At 57.4% G+C, this 16,282-nt stretch carries 16 protein-coding genes; 15 read left to right on the top strand and 1 reads right to left on the bottom strand.

From position 1 onward, the window contains the following. The first annotated feature begins 73 nt into the window (after positions 1-73). The 3 genes from HY298_03145 (at position 74) to HY298_03135 (ending at position 4,977) form a co-directional block, all read left to right on the top strand. Entirely contained in the window at positions 74-985 is a 912-nt protein-coding gene (locus HY298_03145; protein MBI3849277.1) for a prepilin-type N-terminal cleavage/methylation domain-containing protein, read from the top strand. A 110-nt stretch (positions 986-1,095) separates the two neighbouring features. Then, positions 1,096-3,588: a sodium-translocating pyrophosphatase gene (locus tag HY298_03140; GenBank protein ID MBI3849276.1), complete on the top strand. Its 2,493-nt coding sequence runs from the start codon at positions 1,096-1,098 to the stop codon at positions 3,586-3,588. 690 nt (positions 3,589-4,278) lie between these two features. Further along, the gene (locus HY298_03135; protein ID MBI3849275.1) at positions 4,279-4,977 is read left to right on the top strand and encodes a glycosyltransferase family 2 protein; all 699 of its coding nucleotides are present in this window, start codon (positions 4,279-4,281) and stop codon (positions 4,975-4,977) included. A gap of 2 nt (positions 4,978-4,979) precedes the next feature. On the opposite strand, the gene HY298_03130 is transcribed toward HY298_03135, so the two are convergent. Then, positions 4,980-5,648, bottom strand: a complete 669-nt coding sequence (locus HY298_03130) for a methyltransferase domain-containing protein (protein MBI3849274.1) — start codon at positions 5,646-5,648, stop codon at positions 4,980-4,982. 41 nt (positions 5,649-5,689) lie between these two features. Between HY298_03130 and HY298_03125 the strand changes: the two genes are divergently transcribed. The 12 genes from HY298_03125 to HY298_03070 form a co-directional block, all read left to right on the top strand. Beyond that, complete coding sequence (locus HY298_03125; protein MBI3849273.1) at positions 5,690-6,052, top strand: hypothetical protein; 363 nt, start codon at positions 5,690-5,692, stop codon at positions 6,050-6,052. 41 nt (positions 6,053-6,093) lie between these two features. Continuing rightward, positions 6,094-7,596, top strand: coding sequence for a HupE/UreJ family protein (locus HY298_03120; protein ID MBI3849272.1), 1,503 nt, complete (start codon positions 6,094-6,096; stop codon positions 7,594-7,596). Between the two features lie 224 nt (positions 7,597-7,820). Further along, entirely contained in the window at positions 7,821-8,036 is a 216-nt protein-coding gene (locus tag HY298_03115; protein MBI3849271.1) for a hypothetical protein, read from the top strand. After that, complete coding sequence (locus HY298_03110) at positions 8,006-8,344, top strand: type II toxin-antitoxin system PemK/MazF family toxin (GenBank protein ID MBI3849270.1); 339 nt, start codon at positions 8,006-8,008, stop codon at positions 8,342-8,344. Before HY298_03115 ends, HY298_03110 begins: the two co-directional genes overlap by 31 nt. A gap of 176 nt (positions 8,345-8,520) precedes the next feature. Beyond that, positions 8,521-8,973, top strand: a complete 453-nt coding sequence (locus HY298_03105; protein ID MBI3849269.1) for a hypothetical protein — start codon at positions 8,521-8,523, stop codon at positions 8,971-8,973. 113 nt (positions 8,974-9,086) lie between these two features. Then, a complete protein-coding gene (locus HY298_03100) occupies positions 9,087-10,400 on the top strand; it encodes a Gfo/Idh/MocA family oxidoreductase (protein ID MBI3849268.1) in 1,314 nt (437 codons plus the stop codon). A 296-nt stretch (positions 10,401-10,696) separates the two neighbouring features. After that, the gene (locus HY298_03095) at positions 10,697-11,161 is read left to right on the top strand and encodes a RidA family protein (GenBank protein MBI3849267.1); all 465 of its coding nucleotides are present in this window, start codon (positions 10,697-10,699) and stop codon (positions 11,159-11,161) included. A 34-nt stretch (positions 11,162-11,195) separates the two neighbouring features. Next, positions 11,196-11,792 (top strand): hypothetical protein, encoded by a 597-nt coding sequence (locus HY298_03090; protein MBI3849266.1) that lies wholly within the window; start codon positions 11,196-11,198, stop codon positions 11,790-11,792. Further along, positions 11,793-12,902 (top strand): D-TA family PLP-dependent enzyme, encoded by a 1,110-nt coding sequence (locus tag HY298_03085; protein ID MBI3849265.1) that lies wholly within the window; start codon positions 11,793-11,795, stop codon positions 12,900-12,902. 56 nt (positions 12,903-12,958) lie between these two features. Further along, positions 12,959-14,305, top strand: a complete 1,347-nt coding sequence (locus tag HY298_03080; GenBank protein ID MBI3849264.1) for a GntP family permease — start codon at positions 12,959-12,961, stop codon at positions 14,303-14,305. Between the two features lie 11 nt (positions 14,306-14,316). Continuing rightward, the gene (locus HY298_03075) at positions 14,317-15,420 is read left to right on the top strand and encodes a membrane dipeptidase (GenBank protein ID MBI3849263.1); all 1,104 of its coding nucleotides are present in this window, start codon (positions 14,317-14,319) and stop codon (positions 15,418-15,420) included. Between the two features lie 88 nt (positions 15,421-15,508). After that, the coding region (locus HY298_03070; protein ID MBI3849262.1) for a PKD domain containing protein at positions 15,509-16,282 on the top strand (774 nt) is incomplete at its 3' end.

Genomic DNA, 16,282 nt, shown 5'->3' with positions numbered 1-16,282 from the left:
GCGTTCGAATGAAGACGAGCAGCAGTGAGAGCGTTTGCATTTTTCCTTGAATCATTCAACGGTACGGCAGTTAATGCGTTATCGATCCACCAGAGTCTCCGCGAATGAATTGATTATGCAAACGCCCGCCGCGAGCAGCCGGGATGAGCGACCGGAACGACAAGGAGGCCATGCGGCGTTCACGTTGATTGAACTGCTGGTGGTGATCTCCATCATTGCGATTCTTGCCGGCTTGTTGTTGCCCGCGTTGGCGAAAGCCAAGGTGCAAGCCAAGCGGATTCCCTGCATGAATAATCAGCGGCAACTGGCGTTGACGTGGATCATTTATGCCGGAGACAACAACGATCGGGTGGTGGCGAATGGCCGGCCGCCCAATGGCAACAGTCCGGCATTTAAGTCCTGGGTGCAGGGAGCGTTCTATTACGCGCCGGACAACACAAACGTCAATCTGCTGTTAAGCCCCAGCTATGCGCTGTTCGCCCCCTACCTGAAAGCGGTCAATGTGTACCGTTGCGCCGGCGACCGCCCGACGGTCAAAGTCGGCGGCCGCAATTACCCGAAGCTCCGCAGTTATTCGTTGAACGCCTACGTGGGTTGGGAAGGCCCGTTTGATGAGCGAATGTCAACCGCCTATAAGATCTTCAAAAAGAATTCCGAGGTCGTCCTGCCGAGGCCCGGTGGTGTGTTCCTGTTTCAGGATGTTCATCCTGACAGCATTTGCTGGCCGTATTTCGGAATCTACATGGATGAGCGCTTGGATCGATTCTTCAACTTCCCTGCCGGCCATCACAACCGAAGCGGAGTGGTTTCATTTTCAGATGGCCATGCCGAGGCGCACCGATGGCGGGACGCCCGCACTGTCAGGGCCTTCTCCCCCGACTACCACGCTCACAACGATCCGTCCCCCAAGAACATCGATGTGGTCTGGTTGCGTGAGCGGACTACCATCCCCACCACCAGCATCAGCTTGCCGGGAGTGCCCTAAATCGAGGCTTTTTATCACGAAGTAATCCCGGCCTCAAAGGCGTGAAAAGCTGAAAATTTTGTTGGCATTCGGCCAGTGCCTTTTGCCATAGTCCCCGCCTGTTAAAATTTATGATTAAAAACAAATCAAGAATTTGGGGCGTTTTGATGCCCATTGTTATTCTTCTAGGCGTTGCCTCCGGCGCTTTTGCCGGTGAAGCGGACATTCATATTCCCGACCTGAAACAGGTCAGATTCGACGGACTGGGCGGCGTGAGCGGCGAGGCGCTGATGTATCTGGGCATCCTCATCTGTTTTGTCGGGGCCATCTTTGGTCTCGTGCAATACAAACAGACCAAGGCGCTGCCGGTCCATGAGTCCATGTCCAAGGTGTCCCACACCATCTGGGAGACGTGCAAAACCTACCTGTTCACGCAGGGCAAATTCCTCGCCATCCTTTGGGTGTTGATCGCGGCCTGCATGATTTACTACTTCAAGGTCCTCCAGGGAAATTCGATGGGTCACGTGGTGGTCATTCTTCTCGCCTCCATTTTGGGCATCCTCGGTTCTTACGGCGTCGCGTGGTTCGGTATCCGCATCAACACCGTCTCCAATTCCCGCACCGCATTCTCCGCGCTCAAAGGCAACCCGCTCGCCACGCTCGGCATCCCGCTCCGCTCTGGCATGAGCGTCGGTTTGTTGCTTGTCGCGGTGGAACTGTTCTTCATGATTTGCATTCTCGTCTTCCTGCCCCGCGATCTGGTCGGCCCGTGCTTCATCGGGTTTGCCATCGGCGAATCACTCGGCGCGTCGGTGCTTCGCATCTGCGGCGGCATCTTCACGAAGATTGCCGACATCGGCAGCGACTTGATGAAAATCGTTTTTAAACTGCCGGAAGACGATCCAAAGAATCCCGGTGTCATCGCGGATTGCACCGGGGACAACGCCGGCGACTCGGTCGGACCGACGGCGGATGGCTTTGAAACTTATGGCGTGACCGGCGTGGCGCTGATCGCGTTCCTCGCGCTTGCGCTGGCGGCCACCCCGGCCATCGTCGCAACGCTCATCATCTGGCTGTTCGTCATGCGCGCGTTGATGATCGTGACTTCGCTGGTTTCCTATTTCGCCAACGAAGCATTAAGCAAGGCGATGTTCGGCGGCAAAAAAGATTTTGATTTTGAAGCGCCATTGACCCACCTGGTCTGGATCACTTCGGCGGTGTCCATCGCCATCACGTTCATCGCGAGCAAGCTGTTGCTGGGCGATTTCAAAGATACCGCGGGCCTGGCGCAACCCGATCTCTGGTGGGTGCTGTCGATCATCATTAGTTGCGGCACGGTGGCGGGCGCGTTGATTCCGGAATTCACGAAGGTGTTCGTCAGCACCACTTCGCGTCACGTCCGCGAGGTGACCAACTGCTCCAAACACGGCGGCGCGTCGTTGAACATCCTGTCGGGCTTCGTTGCGGGCAATTTTTCCGCCTTCTGGATGGGCCTTTGCATCATGGTGCTCATGGCCACGTCGTATTATTTTTCACAGAACCCCGCGCTGCTTGCGCTCATGCCGGCGAAGTTTCTGTTCGCCGCGCCGATTTTTGCGTTTGGTCTGGTGGCGTTCGGCTTCCTCGGCATGGGGCCGGTGACGATTGCCGTGGACAGCTACGGTCCGGTCACGGACAACGCGCAATCGGTCTATGAATTGAGCCAGATTGAATCGCATAAAGGCATCAAGGAGGAAATCAAGCGGGACTTTGGTTTCGATGCGGACTTTGAGAATGCCAAGTATCAATTAGAGAAAGGCGACGGCTCGGGCAACACGTTCAAGGCGACCGCCAAGCCGGTGCTCATCGGCACCGCGGTCGTGGGCGCGACCACGATGGTGTTCGGCATCATCATCCTGCTCGAAAACATGTTTGGCGGCGTGATCGCCAAGCTGAGCATCGTGCAGCCGGAGATTATTCTCGGTCTCATCATGGGCGGCTCGGTGATTTATTGGTTCACTGGCGCCTCCACCCAGGCGGTGGTGACCGGCGCGTATCGCGCGGTGGTTTACATCAAGGAGAACATGAATCTTTCCGCCCGCACCGCGTCGGAAAAGGACAGCAAGGAAGTCGTGCGCATCTGCACCGTCTATGCGCAGAAAGGCATGTGGAATATTTTCATCGTCGTGTTTTGCTTCGCGCTCGCGCTGCCGTTCTTCAACCCTTATTTCTTCATTGGCTACCTGATCGGCATTGCGTTCTTCGGATTGTTCCAGGCCATTTTCATGGCCAATGCCGGCGGCGCGTGGGACAACGCCAAGAAGATCGTGGAAGTGGACCTCCGCCAGAAAGGCACTGAGTTGCACGCCGCCACCGTTGTCGGCGACACCGTGGGCGATCCCTTCAAGGACACTTCATCCGTGGCGATGAACCCGGTGATCAAATTCACGACGCTCTTCGGTTTGCTGGCCGTGGAAATTGCCGTGACCATACCGGAAGCGCAGAAATCGATCAAGCACGCCATCGGGGCGTTCTTCTTCCTCGTGGCGCTGATCTTTGTCTACCGCTCGTTTTACGCCATGCGGATTCCGGAAGAAGATACCGCGGGGACGGACGGCACCCTGGTCCTGCCGCACACGGGTTAGAAATTTACGGTAGCGTCCTGATTTGACGGCACGGTTGCTTCGGAGCAATGCTCAAATCAACTGGTCCAATCAAAATGCCATCGCGCTGATTGGGATTGCCTTCCAAACCGGCTGTCACGACAACCTGTTAAGGCTATCAGCGTTCTGCTTCAATCGACCCAATGCCACCAGGTTGTTGGAAGCGAAATCTCTCTGCTCCTTTTGTCATGACGGTTCTCTATTCACGCTTTTTCTGGTTTTTGGAGGACTGCGCGGGAAACCATTTGACAGATGTCGTGTAGTTTTCAAAACCGGAATTCCTGCGAGTCGCGGAAACTTTCGGAATCAAGGCTGGTGCGGAATTGGTTTTTTCGCTTTGCGCTGGCTCCGGCAGGGGCGTGCCGGAGCCGCCGATGCGGCCCGACCTGCCGTATGCCAGGCTGCCGGCGGCGCTCAGGTTGCGTCCCCGCAGAGCACTATCCTCCACCGAAGCGAAGTCATTCGCTGTGCCACATCGAAGGGAACAGCACAATTACCTGTCGGTCGGTGTCATTATTCCGGTCTTGCGGCACCACGACAACTTTGTTTGGCGGATGGAGACGAGGACAATTCCCAACGTCGCATCCCAATCAGCGCTCGGTCGGATCTTTCCCGGCCTGCTCCTCCCGGAAAATCGCTGGACACTCGCTTCTCCTTCCCTAGCTTTAGCGGATGAATTGGGCGGCTGAATGCGTGGTCGTCATCCCCTGCTTGAACGAGGCCGGGGCAATCGAATCGCTCGTCGCCACCGTGCGCCGATCTCTTCCCAACGTGATCGTTGTCGATGACGGATCAAGCGATCCGACGGCGGACTTGGCCGAACGCGCGGGGGCGCAAGTCATACGTCTGCCAGGAACATCCGGCAAAGGCGCCGCCCTGAACGCCGGTTGGCGACGCGCATTCGAGCGCGGATTTAAATGGGCGTTGACGATGGATGGCGATGGTCAACATTCGCCGGACGACATACCGGGCATGTTGGCACTGGCGGAAAAAGAGAACGCCGCGCTGGTCGTTGGCAATCGCATGAACAATCCCCTGCACATGCCGTGGCTGCGCCGACAGGTCAATCGCTGGATGAGCCGGCGTCTCTCAAGAATGGCGGGCCAACCTTTGCCCGACACGCAATGCGGCTTCCGCCTGATGCGACTCGATGTCTGGTCCACGCTCCAGCTCGACACGACTCATTTCGAAATCGAGTCCGAGATTCTGCTCGCCTTCGCCGCCGCCGGTCATCGCGTTCATTTCATTCCCATCAAGGTGATTTATCAGGATGAGAAGAGCAAAATCCGTCCGTTGCAGGACACCCGCCGCTGGTTTCGCTGGTGGTGGCGGATGCGTCGCAATGCTTCAGAATTGAAATCGGGGAACTGAAATCACGCCGCCTTCCGCGCGTGCAGCATGATGCGCATGCCGAGATAGAGCCACGTGCTGGCCTGCGGAATCCCGGCTTGCTGCGCGAAACTTCGCCATTCTGCAACGCGAAATCCCCGGCGCACGGAAAGCATCCCATCGCTGCGGACCCGGGGCGACAAGCCCAGCGCAAAAACCCAGAAACAGACCAGCGCATACAAACCTGCATTGCGGTGCAGATCGCTCAAGACCAGCGCTGTGCGCGTCACGCGCCACGCTTCGCGAAAATGCGTGACGACTTCTGCCTCGCCAGCCAAGTGATGCGTCATTTGCGACGCCATCACCACGTCGAAGCTCGCATCGCGAAACGGCAGCGCCAGCACCGAGCCAGCGACATTGCGCCGCGGCGAATTCAGACGCAGAGCGTGGCCATTGGTGTCCAGGTTGGTGAAGCGCCAGTCCCATCCCTGTCGTGCTGCCCAACGCGCAAGTTGATTTCCCATCGAACCATCGCCCGCGCCCAGGTCCAACAAGGCGAGAGACCGGCAACGTTCCTTGCCCAGCAATCGCGGCAGCAGATATTCGAATGGATGTGCGAAACGAAAAACCCGGTTCGCCCGCGCCAGTTGGCGATACCCATCCGCCACTTCGGCAGCCGAACGATCCGCGGCATCAGAATATTCTGCTTGCATGGCGCGCTGGCTCAAAAACATGCTCTTGCTCTACGGAAACCATGTCGGACACACAAGCCAAAGTCGCCGCGCCGCGTTGGGGGAAGCGATTTCTGCCGCGGCTGATCCTGGCCTTGCTCCTGGCGGCAGCGATCGGCTGGACACTGAAACGCGTTTCGGTGGCGATCAACGAAAGCACCCACCCCGCCGGCTTGGTTCAAGGGATCGTTCAAGGGGCAATGATGCCCCTCGCCCTTCCCAATCTGCTCGTCGGGGTCGATGTGCCGATTTACGCGCAGGACAACACCGGCCTTACTTACAAACTCGGCTACACCGTCGGCGTCAATGGTTGCGGCGCGATTTTTTTCGGCATCTTTTTCTGGCGACTCAACCGCTGGCGAAAACGAAATGATGTCGCTGCTTGAAGAGGTAAAGTTGTAAGGGCAATTTGATTTCACGTTCATTGATGAAGCGGATAATCCTTCAACTTTGCGTGGACGCCGGTTTCACCCTCTCCTCCTCGGATGGGGAAAGGGGTGGGTGGGTTGGCAGCAGGTGCATGGTGAGGGGGCATCGTCAATCGGTCATTGCAAGATTCGTCATTCTCCTCCTGCTTTCATGGCTCGTGACTGAACACTCGGCCTTCGCCCATCCCGTTTCGCAAAACTCTCTGGTGGTGGAAATCTTTCCCGACAAAATCACCTTCCACATGCGCGTGACGACCGAAGAGGTTTTTGTCTCCAGCGCGCTCGGTGCCACCGGCGACGACAAAGGCGTTCCCTTCACAGACGTGTGGAAGAAGCACGCCCAATATCTGCTCAAACATTTCAAAGTCTCGGCTGACGGTCAGCTTCTCTCCGGCCGTCTCGTAAACCTCATCGAGCCGGGCAGCAGCGCGCGGAAACTCGGTGACACGACCTTCCGAGAAACAGATTACGCGAATCGAACCCCTGAACCCACCCCTCGCCCCTCCCAGGAGGGGAGCACCGCACCGGGGATTGATCCCCTCCTGGGAGGGGTCAGGGGTGGGCCGGTCGGTGGCAGGTTCATCGAGAAGGGCCAGCCAGAAAATGACGTCTCCTCTCCCCGGCCCTCTCCTCCACTACGCAGCGGAGAGGGTGAAACTTCCACCGACCGCGTGATTTATGATTTTGAATTCGCCACGACTGCGGTGCCGCAAAAAGTCCGCATCCAACAAGACGTGCTCCGCGAATTTAATTACGCGCCCGGCAATCCATGGGAAGCCACTTACGTCGTGCGCATCGGCCAACACGAACGGCAATCCACCGAAGGACTGCTGCTCACCTTCAAAGAGCCGCTCGACTACATCTGCGACTGGAAGGCCGACACCGCCGGCCATCAATCGCGCGCGCCGCGGCTGGAGAAATGGCGCATGATTAAAGACTATTTGCGCCACGGGATCATGCATATCTTGAGCGGCTATGATCATCTGCTGTTCATCGGCGCGCTGGTGCTGGCGACGGTGACACTTTGGGATCTCGTCAAAGTCGTCACCGCGTTCACGCTGGCCCACACCATCACCCTGACGCTGGCCGTGCTCGATCTCGTCCGGTTGCCGTCGAGCGTGGTCGAACCGATGATTGCCGCGAGCATCGTCTTTGTGGCCCTGCAAAACGTCTTTTGGCCGGAGCGCACGCGCGGTTGGTCGCGGCTCGCCGTCGCATTCTTCTTTGGTCTGTTTCATGGACTCGGCTTTGCGGGCGGATTGTTGAGCGCCATGGAAGGCATGGCGGGCCTGACGGTCGGACTGGCCATCGTCGCGTTCAGCGTGGGCGTCGAGGTGGGACACCAGATCGTGGTGCTGCCGGTTTTCTGCGCCTTGAAACTGGCGCGCGCGACACAAGTGGACGAAACCGGACGAAATCAAATCGCCGCGCGCGCGTTGCGCTACGGTTCAGCGGCCATCTCCGTGGCGGGGATTTTTTATTTGGTCGCTGCGTTAAGATAAAAAGAACCACCAGTCGCCAAGCACGTCGGATCGGAGTAATCCTAACCGTGGATAATTATCGGTCGATTGGATTGTCCCCTCACCCGGCCTTCGGCCACCCTCTCCCCCTCCGAGGGGGAGAGGGAAGGGTGAGGGGACAACGTTTAACAGCTACGGTGTGAGTGCACCGGATGCGAGGTTTACCACTTGCGGATGCCCGTGGTCGGGCTATGGTGTGAACCAAGATGAAAACAGTCGAGGCGATCATTGAACCGACGGGTGAGGTAAGGTTGATTGAACCGGTGCACGTGGCCTTCCCAACTCGCGCGCTGGTCACCATTCTCGAAGAAGCGCCGGACGCTCACGAAACCGCGCTGCTGAGCGAGGCGGCGTTGGCCGAGGACTGGAATCGTGCCGAGGAGGACGCCGCATGGGCATACTTGCAGCCGGGCAAGTCGTGATCGTTCAGTTCCCCTTTTCAGACCTGAGCCAGTCCAAACTGCGACCCGCTGTGGTGCTGGCGCACGCCGGTCGCGGCGATTGGTTGCTATGTCAGATCACCAGCAAATCCTACGGCGACCCGCGCGCGATTCATGTCGCCGCTGCCGACTTCGCTCACGGTTCGTTGCGTGTCACCAGCTTTGCGAGACCGGGCAAACTCTTCACGGCGCACGCGAGTTTGGTGGCCGGCCAAATCGGCGCATTGAAATCGGCGACATTTTCGACCATTCGCGACGCGGTGGTTCGATTGATTCAATCAGGTCAGTGAGTCAACGGGATTGGCGCTGTAGAATCGAAACACCATGAGAAAGCGTGTGTGCCCGCGAAGGTGGGCGCGCCTTGCGCTACGGTTCAGCGGCCATCTCCGTGGCGGGGATTTTTTATTTGATCGCGGCACTGAAATGAAACACTTTCAAAATCGGTCGATCAATTCGCGTTGGTTTTATGAGCAGCATAAGGATGAAAATAGGAACAATCGGGGTGCTTGCACTTTTGTTGATCCTTAGCTTGGTGCGTTTGGGACATTGGGGACCTATCGGTGTCAAAGCTGGCGACGATGTCCTCTGTTCGAAACTGACTCTGACAAACGGCCAAAAGTTTTGTGTTGTCGCGCACCGTACCGGGGAAGTGATCGATGCTTATCACGTTTTTCTCTATCGTGTCGAGCCAAGTGGGGATTGCTACAAATTCACCTTAGGCGATGAGGATTCATTTTGGTGGGGATGCTCGCTGCGCCCCGCTAAGGCAGGAGGCGAAATCGAAATCCGAGCCTTTGGACAATTGGTCGCGAAGTATGTCCCTAGCAAGGATTCAGTCGTTTGCTTGGACGAGAAACGCCCGCCTGAAAATGGTCGAAAAACCAGTAGTGCTGTTGTCGAGAAGCTACTGTCCCGATAGAAGTAAATGGAGATCTGCGGAGATCTGCCCAGCTGCGTTGCTGTCACATCCTCTTGGCTTGACGAATCGCGATTCCAGATTAAGGCTATGAACACATTTATCTGCAGAATATTATGAACCAGATTTCAGACAAACAGACTTCGCGCCGGGATTTTCTCAAGACCTCTTCTGTCGCCGTTTTGGGTGGCGCTTTGGTTTCACCCCTCGGCTTCCCATCCATCGCGTCCGGCGCGCCCAACACCAAAAAGTTGAAGGTCGGATTGATTGGCTGCGGCGGGCGCGGCACCGGCGCCGCCAACCAGGCTTTGAACGCAGACTCGAACGTCGTCCTCACCGCGATGGCCGACGTTTTCGAAAACCAACTGAATAACAGCCTGGCCACGCTCAAAAAGGAAATCGGCGACAAAGTCCAGGTCGCGCCCGACCATTGCTTCGTTGGCTTGGATGGGTTTCAGAAGGTGATCGACAGCGGCGTGGATGTCGTGATTCTCGCGACGCCGCCGGGCTTTCGTCCGCAACATCTCAAGGCCGCGGTGGACGCGGGCAAACACATCTTCTCCGAGAAACCGGTGGCGACCGACGCGCCGGGCGTGCGCTCCGTGCTCGCCTCGGTGGAGGAAGCGAAAAAGAAAAATCTCGCGCTCGTGGCCGGCTTTTGCTGGCGCTACGATTATCCGCGGCGCGAGTTTTACAAACGCGTGCTGGCCGGCGCGATCGGGGACATCAAAGCGATTTACGCCACGTACTACACCGGCCCGGTCAAACCGATGCCGCCCGCCAGTTCCCGTAAACCGGGCATGAGCGATGTGGAGTGGCAGATTCGCAACTGGTATAACTTTGTCTGGCTCGGCGGCGATGGGCTGGTCGAGCAGGCCGTCCACAGCGTGGATAAGATCGCCTGGGCCATGCACGACAAGCCGCCGCTCAAAGCCGTGGCCGTCGGCGGTCGGCAGACGCCCAATCACGAAGGCAACATCTACGACCACTTGGAGGTGAATTACGAATATCCGGGCGGCGTCCGCGCGTTCATGGGGCAGCGCCAGATCAGCGGCTGCTACAGCCAGAACGCCGATTATCTCATGGGCACCAAAGGCAACGGCATGGTTGGTGTGCGACCCAGAGCGCCGGTGGAAATTACGGGCGAGAACTCCTGGGTTTACGAAGGGCCGACCAAGGACATGTATCAGGTGGAGCACGACGAACTCTTTGCTTCCATTCGCTCCGGCAATGTCATCAACGATGGCGTTCGTCTGGCGCACAGCACGTTGCTGGCGATCATGGGTCGCATGGCCGCCTACACCGGCCAGGAAATTACTTGGGAGATGGCGCTCAATTCGCAGGAACGTCTGGTGCCGGAGAACCTGGATTGGAACGGATCGCTGGCCGTGTCGCCAATGGCGACGCCGGGACAAACCAAGTTTGTTTGACGATTGCATTCCCGCATCGCAGACACCGTGGGAGGAGTGCGCGCAAGTTTTCTTGCTGTCGAACAAGTTTCCATTCGTGGATTAATCCTCGCGACAAGAATTTCATGGGCGATGCACCGGCGATTCTCCTCGGCCCCTCGGACACGCTAAAGCGTGAACTCCAACGCCGCGCGTGACCGGTTTCGTTGGAGTTCAACCTTTAGGTTGGCCCCGTTTGCATGTGCGGAAATCAAGTGCATGGCCCACAATTTTTATTCCTTGTCTCGCTGGCGCAGTCTGTGGGTATAACTTCCCGCATGAACGCAGAATCCCGTCTCGCCGAATTGAAACTCGAACTTCCGCCCGCACCCAAGCCCGTCGCGGTTTACAAAACTTTGCTGATCGTTGGCAATCTGGCTTATGTCTCCGGCCACGGCCCATTGAAGTCGGACAAAACGATGATCACCGGCTGCGTGGGCGCGGACCTCGATCTGGCTGGCGGCCAGCACGCCGCCCGCCAAGTCGGCCTCACGATCCTCGCCACGTTGCGCAGCGAACTCGGCAGCCTCAATCGCGTGAAGAGGCTGGTGAAGACGCTGGGCATGGTGAACGCCACCCTCGATTTCCGCGATCACCCGCAAGTGATTAACGGCTTCAGTGAGTTGATGGCCGAAGTCTTCGGCAAAGAGAATGGTGTGGGCACGCGCAGCGCAGTCGGCATAGGTTCATTGCCGGGCAACATCCCCGTGGAAATCGAGGCGATATTTGAGGTTGAAACGTAGACAGTGCTGTTGGGACAGTGAGCAATGGACTTCGATGCATCAAAGAAAAACAACCCCCAAAGTTCGAGACGGAAGGGTTCAAAAAAAGAACCGAACTCAATTGTCGGGCGATTACTACCTCGGAAACCTTACCGAATTTGTTGTCGATCGTCAAAGGCCCGGCGAAGGTTACAGACACGTTTTGATGAAGCGGGATGTTGAAGCGTTCATTTCGATACTTCCTGACTGGAACGAGCTTTCCGTGGGACTTCACGCGATTGTCTTGTCGCCTGGAGAATCCAATTTGATGGGCTGGCATAGACCTGGCGTTGTGGGGATTTGTGCTTGGGAACGCGATTTATGGATTGATTGCAATGACTCTTTTTTCAAAGAGCATGAAGACATCATTACCAGGCTCGGTGTTCCAAGTGAGCAAAAAGGAAACATTTTTCTGTGCAAATTTAGCGAAGCGTCTGCCAGAGCTTTTCAGTTGCTTCACATATTGCTTCACGAGTTGGGACATCACCACGATCGAATGACCACGAAGTCAAAAATCCAATCAAGTCGCGGCGAATCGTTTGCAGAAATGTACGCTCGACGGTATGGGGATCAGATTTTTGGTAGGTATACCGAGATGTTCAGTCTTCATTAAATGCTCGCTACCTGGTTTCCATTCAAGAACGTTGACGACGTTTCTTCGCCCGCTCTGCTCGTCTATCCTGATCGGATTGAAGAAAACATCCGCCGAATGATCGCCATCGCGGGTGGCGTTGAACGGCTTCGACCTCACATCAAGACGCACAAGCTGGCCGAAGTCGTGCGGATGCAAATGAACCTCGGAATTACCAAGTTCAAATGCGCCACCATTGCTGAAGCCGAAATGGCCGCCATTTGCGGCGCGCCAGATGTGATGCTGGCCTATCAACCCGTCGGCCCAAATGTGGATCGGCTGTTGGAACTGGCTGCCCGGTTTCCCAGTGTGCGGTTCAGTTGTCTCGCGGACAACGCCGCCTCCATCGGGATTCTCTCCGATGCCGCCGCCCGCTCCTCGGCCAGGCTCGAAGTGCTGCTTGACCTCGACCTCGGCCAGCACCGGACCGGTGTCGCCGACGGCAAGCAGGCGTTTGACCTCTACCGGCTCATTTCCTCGTTGCCGGCCTTGAAGCCCGGTGGTTTCCACGCTTACGACGGTCACATCAACGATCCAGATTTGACGGCCCGAACGACCGCGTGCGAGTCGGCGTTCGCGCCCGTCGAGTTGTTGCGTCGCAAACTGGAGCGGGAGAATCTGCCTGTCCCTCGAATCGTCGCTGGCGGCACGCCGACCTTTCCAATTCACGCGCGGCGACCCGATGTCGAGTGCAGTCCTGGAACTTGCGTCTTCTGGGACGCGGGTTACGCAACGAAATTGCCCGATCTGGATTTTCTGCACGCAGCACTGGTGTTGACCCGCGTGATCAGCAAGCTGCGCGACAACCTCTTTTGCCTTGATCTCGGTCATAAAGCGATTGCCGCAGAGATGCCGCATCCGCGCGTCCAGTTTCTGAATCTGCCGGATGCGAAAGCGATTACTCACAGCGAGGAACATCTCGTCGTTGAAACGACAAAGGCGAATGGGTTCGCAGTCGGCGATTGTCTTTTCGGCATTCCCTGGCACATCTGTCCCACGGTGGCGTTGCATTCCGAGGCGGTGGTGGTTGAAGAGGGACGGGCAACGCAACGTTGGAGAATCGTGGCGCGGGAACGGAAACTAACGATTTGATCGCCCGCACAACACACGCGCTGGCATGACCGCAAAAATAATTTGTTGGTGAAACCATGAACCACAACACGAGTTTGTTGCTGTTCACTCTGATTGCGGTGGTGGGACTGATTGTTCTCATCGCCCGGTTCAAGATGAATTCGATTGTCGCTATTGTGCTGGCGGCGTTGTTCATCGGGCTGGCCAGCGGAATGGAGTTGCCCGCAATCATGAAACGGTTTCAGGAAGGCGTCGGCAGCGTGATGGGGTCCATCGCCATGATTCTGGGGCTGGGCAACATGCTGGGGAAAATGATGGCGGAATCGGGCGGGGCGGAGCGCATCGCCGTCACGTTGATCCGGCAGTTCGGTGAGTCACGCGTGCACTGGACGATGGTGGTGATCGCGTTCATCGTCGGCATTCCTGTCTTCTTTCAGGTTGGGCTGGTGTTGTTGATTCCGTTGGTGTTCATCATGGCGCAAAAGACCCGGATGCCATTTTTGCAAATCGGCATCCCGTTGGTCTCAGGACTTTCCGTGATGCACGGGTTGGTACCGCCGCATCCTGGCCCGATGGTCGCCATCGAGGTCCTCAAGGCTGATATTGGAAAGACGATTCTTTATTCCCTGCTGGTCGGCATTCCAACGGCGATTCTGGCCGGGCCGCTGCTGGGAATAATTTTGGCGCGGCGCGTTCCACTCGACGCTTCCGGCGAGTTGGCGGCGCAATTCACCCAAAAGGCGAAAGAGAAAAACCTGCCGGGGTTTGCCATCACCGTCTTCACGATTTTACTGCCGGTGTTGTTGATGTTGCTGGCCACCGTGGTTGATCTCGCCTTTCCCAAGAGCAGCGGTTTTCGCCAAGTCATTGACTTCATCGGCCACCCGATTGTCGCGTTGCTGATCGCAGCGCTGTTTTCCTTTTACTCGCTGGGTTACGCGTGCGGATTCAAACGACAACAAATCCTGGGCTTCACCAACGATTGTCTGGCGCCAATTGCCGGGGTCATTCTGATCATCGGCGCCGGCGGTGGTTTCAAGGACATTCTGGTCGGCAGCGGCGTTGGAGCAGCCATCGCTGAACAGGCGAGTCACTGGCACCTATCGCCGTTGTTCTTTGGGTGGCTGGTGGCCGCGCTGGTCCGGATCGCCACGGGTTCGGCCACGGTGGCAATCACCACGGCGGTGGGAATTGTTGCCCCGGTTGTGGCCGGCGTTCCGGGCGTCAATCTGGAATTAGTCGTGGTGGCGATGGGCGCCGGTTCGTTGATTCTTTCGCATGTCAACGACGGCGGTTTCTGGCTGGTGAAGGAATATTTCAACATGACCGTGACGCAAACCTTGAAGACGTGGACGGTGATGGAGACAATTATTTCGATCGTCGCGCTGGTTTTTACTTTGTTGTTGAACGCGATGATTGGTTAACTCGCCGCAACATGTTCATCCTCGACGCCCACCTTGACCTCGCGATGAACGCTCTGGAGTGGAATCGCGATTTGACGCGGCCCATCGATGAGATTCGCCAACGCGAAAAGGAACTCACCGATAAACCGGATCGGGGAAACGGAACGGTGTCCCTTCCGGAAATGCGGCGCGGTGGAATTGGATTGTGCGTGGCAACACAGATCGCCCGTTACGTCAAACCGGGCAACCCGCTGCGCGGCTGGCATTCGCCGGAACAGGCGTGGGCGCAAACGCAGGGGCAACTCGCCTGGTATCGTGCAATGGAAGAGGCCGGGCAGATGGTGCAGATCAAAGATGCCGCCGGACTGGAGCAGCATTTGCAAGCTTGGGGGCTTGGAGTTCAGGCTTCAGCCGGTCCGGACACGCTAAAGCGTGAACTCCAACCTGCGCCCATTGGATACGTTCTCAGTTTGGAGGGCGCGGACTCCATCGTGACATTCAAACACCTCGAACGTTCTTACGCGCAAGGGCTCCGCGCGCTTGGACCGGCCCATTATGGCCCGGGGACTTATGCGCAGGGCACGGACGCTACAGGCGGTCTGGGGCAGCGCGGACGCGAGTTGCTCAGGGAAATGGAGCGGCTCGGTATCATCCTTGACGTGACCCATCTCTGCGACGAGAGTTTTTGGGAAGCGCTCGATCACTTTCAAGGCCGCCTCTGGGCGAGCCATTCAAACTGTCGCTCGCTGGTGCCGCACAACCGACAATTCTCCGATGAACAAATCAAAGCTCTCATCCAACGCGGCGCCGTCATCGGCGGTGTGTTGGACGCGTGGATGATGGTGCCCGCCTGGGTGCGCGGCAAGACCACGCCGGCAGCCGCCGGCTTGAATCTGGAGCGGTTGCTTGATCATATCGACCACATCTGCCAACTGGCCGGAAGCGCGCGACATTGTGGCATCGGCTCCGATCTCGACGGCGCGTTTGGTCGCGAACAAACACCCGCCGACTTGGAAACAATCGCCGACTTGTCACGCCTGCCAGCGATGTTTTCAGCGCGTGGTTATAGCGGCGAAGATGTGAAGCTGATCATGCACGGAAATTTTATTCGCTTCTTGAAGGAAGCGTGGGCCTAGCTTTTTCCTGATCCAGTTAACACGATAGTTTCAGCCAGATGCTGAGGAGAATGGAGCCGAAACAAAGTGTGAGAACGTCAATGAAACCATGAACGCACTTTCGCCGATCATCAAGATCGTCGCCTTTCTGCTGGCGGCGGCGCCGCTCGCTCAAGCGCTCGAACGCTCGGGCGTTGAGTTCAGGATCTTCCAGTTCCCGCCCGATCAAATCCCGCGCATTGACGGCAACGCGGATGATTGGGCGACGGTGCCGAAGGATTACATCATCGGCATGGATCAACTCTCCGACACCGTGCGCGGGCATGGGACAAACTACAATCGCACCGACCTCGACGTTCAGGTGCGCGTGGGCTGGGTCAAAGGCCTGAACCAACTCTACTTTCTCTACGAAGCGTCCGACGATTACTGGGACTTTGCCCGGACGGACTTGCACAACGACATTTTCGAGGTGGTGGTGGACGGCGACTTGTCCGGCGGGCCGCTCATCAAACAGATGCATCCGCATTTCAAGGACCGGCCGGAGGAAGCCCACTTCAGCTTTCACGGTGTTCATGCGCAGAACTACCACATCTTCACGCCCGCCGAGGGTAAGGACTGGGCGATGGTCTGGGGCTGCCAGCCGTGGATCAAGGAGTTGCCCTACGCCAACGCCGCGCAACGCTACAGTTTCCGCCCCGGCCAGAGCGGCAAGCTGGTGCTGGAATTCTGGATCACGCCCTTCGATTACGCGCCCGCCGAAGGCCCGGGGCGCGCGGTCGTGTCCCAGCTCAAGGAAAATGCGATCATCGGCCTGTCGTGGGCGGTGCTTGATTACGACGACGAGAAGGCCGAAAACTACAAGGCGTTTTGGAATCTCTCGCAC

It is taken from the genome of Verrucomicrobiota bacterium (genome assembly GCA_016200005.1).
In the GTDB taxonomy this organism is placed as follows: Bacteria; Verrucomicrobiota; Verrucomicrobiia; order Limisphaerales; family PALSA-1396; genus PALSA-1396.
This window is presented reverse-complemented; position numbering and strand designations above follow the sequence as displayed.

What these genes read in the sequence shown, in the direction of transcription:
- HY298_03145 (MBI3849277.1), top strand. Translation starts at nt 74, where the DNA reads ATGCGTTATCGATCCACCAGAGTCTCCGCGAATGAATTGATTATGCAA.
- HY298_03140 (MBI3849276.1), top strand. Translation starts at nt 1,096, where the DNA reads ATGATTAAAAACAAATCAAGAATTTGGGGCGTTTTGATGCCCATTGTT.
- HY298_03135 (MBI3849275.1), top strand. Translation starts at nt 4,279, where the DNA reads ATGAATTGGGCGGCTGAATGCGTGGTCGTCATCCCCTGCTTGAACGAG.
- HY298_03130 (MBI3849274.1), bottom strand. Translation starts at nt 5,648, where the DNA reads ATGCAAGCAGAATATTCTGATGCCGCGGATCGTTCGGCTGCCGAAGTG.
- HY298_03125 (MBI3849273.1), top strand. Translation starts at nt 5,690, where the DNA reads ATGTCGGACACACAAGCCAAAGTCGCCGCGCCGCGTTGGGGGAAGCGA.
- HY298_03120 (MBI3849272.1), top strand. Translation starts at nt 6,094, where the DNA reads ATGAAGCGGATAATCCTTCAACTTTGCGTGGACGCCGGTTTCACCCTC.
- HY298_03115 (MBI3849271.1), top strand. Translation starts at nt 7,821, where the DNA reads ATGAAAACAGTCGAGGCGATCATTGAACCGACGGGTGAGGTAAGGTTG.
- HY298_03110 (MBI3849270.1), top strand. Translation starts at nt 8,006, where the DNA reads ATGGGCATACTTGCAGCCGGGCAAGTCGTGATCGTTCAGTTCCCCTTT.
- HY298_03105 (MBI3849269.1), top strand. Translation starts at nt 8,521, where the DNA reads ATGAGCAGCATAAGGATGAAAATAGGAACAATCGGGGTGCTTGCACTT.
- HY298_03100 (MBI3849268.1), top strand. Translation starts at nt 9,087, where the DNA reads ATGAACCAGATTTCAGACAAACAGACTTCGCGCCGGGATTTTCTCAAG.
- HY298_03095 (MBI3849267.1), top strand. Translation starts at nt 10,697, where the DNA reads ATGAACGCAGAATCCCGTCTCGCCGAATTGAAACTCGAACTTCCGCCC.
- HY298_03090 (MBI3849266.1), top strand. Translation starts at nt 11,196, where the DNA reads ATGCATCAAAGAAAAACAACCCCCAAAGTTCGAGACGGAAGGGTTCAA.
- HY298_03085 (MBI3849265.1), top strand. Translation starts at nt 11,793, where the DNA reads ATGCTCGCTACCTGGTTTCCATTCAAGAACGTTGACGACGTTTCTTCG.
- HY298_03080 (MBI3849264.1), top strand. Translation starts at nt 12,959, where the DNA reads ATGAACCACAACACGAGTTTGTTGCTGTTCACTCTGATTGCGGTGGTG.
- HY298_03075 (MBI3849263.1), top strand. Translation starts at nt 14,317, where the DNA reads ATGTTCATCCTCGACGCCCACCTTGACCTCGCGATGAACGCTCTGGAG.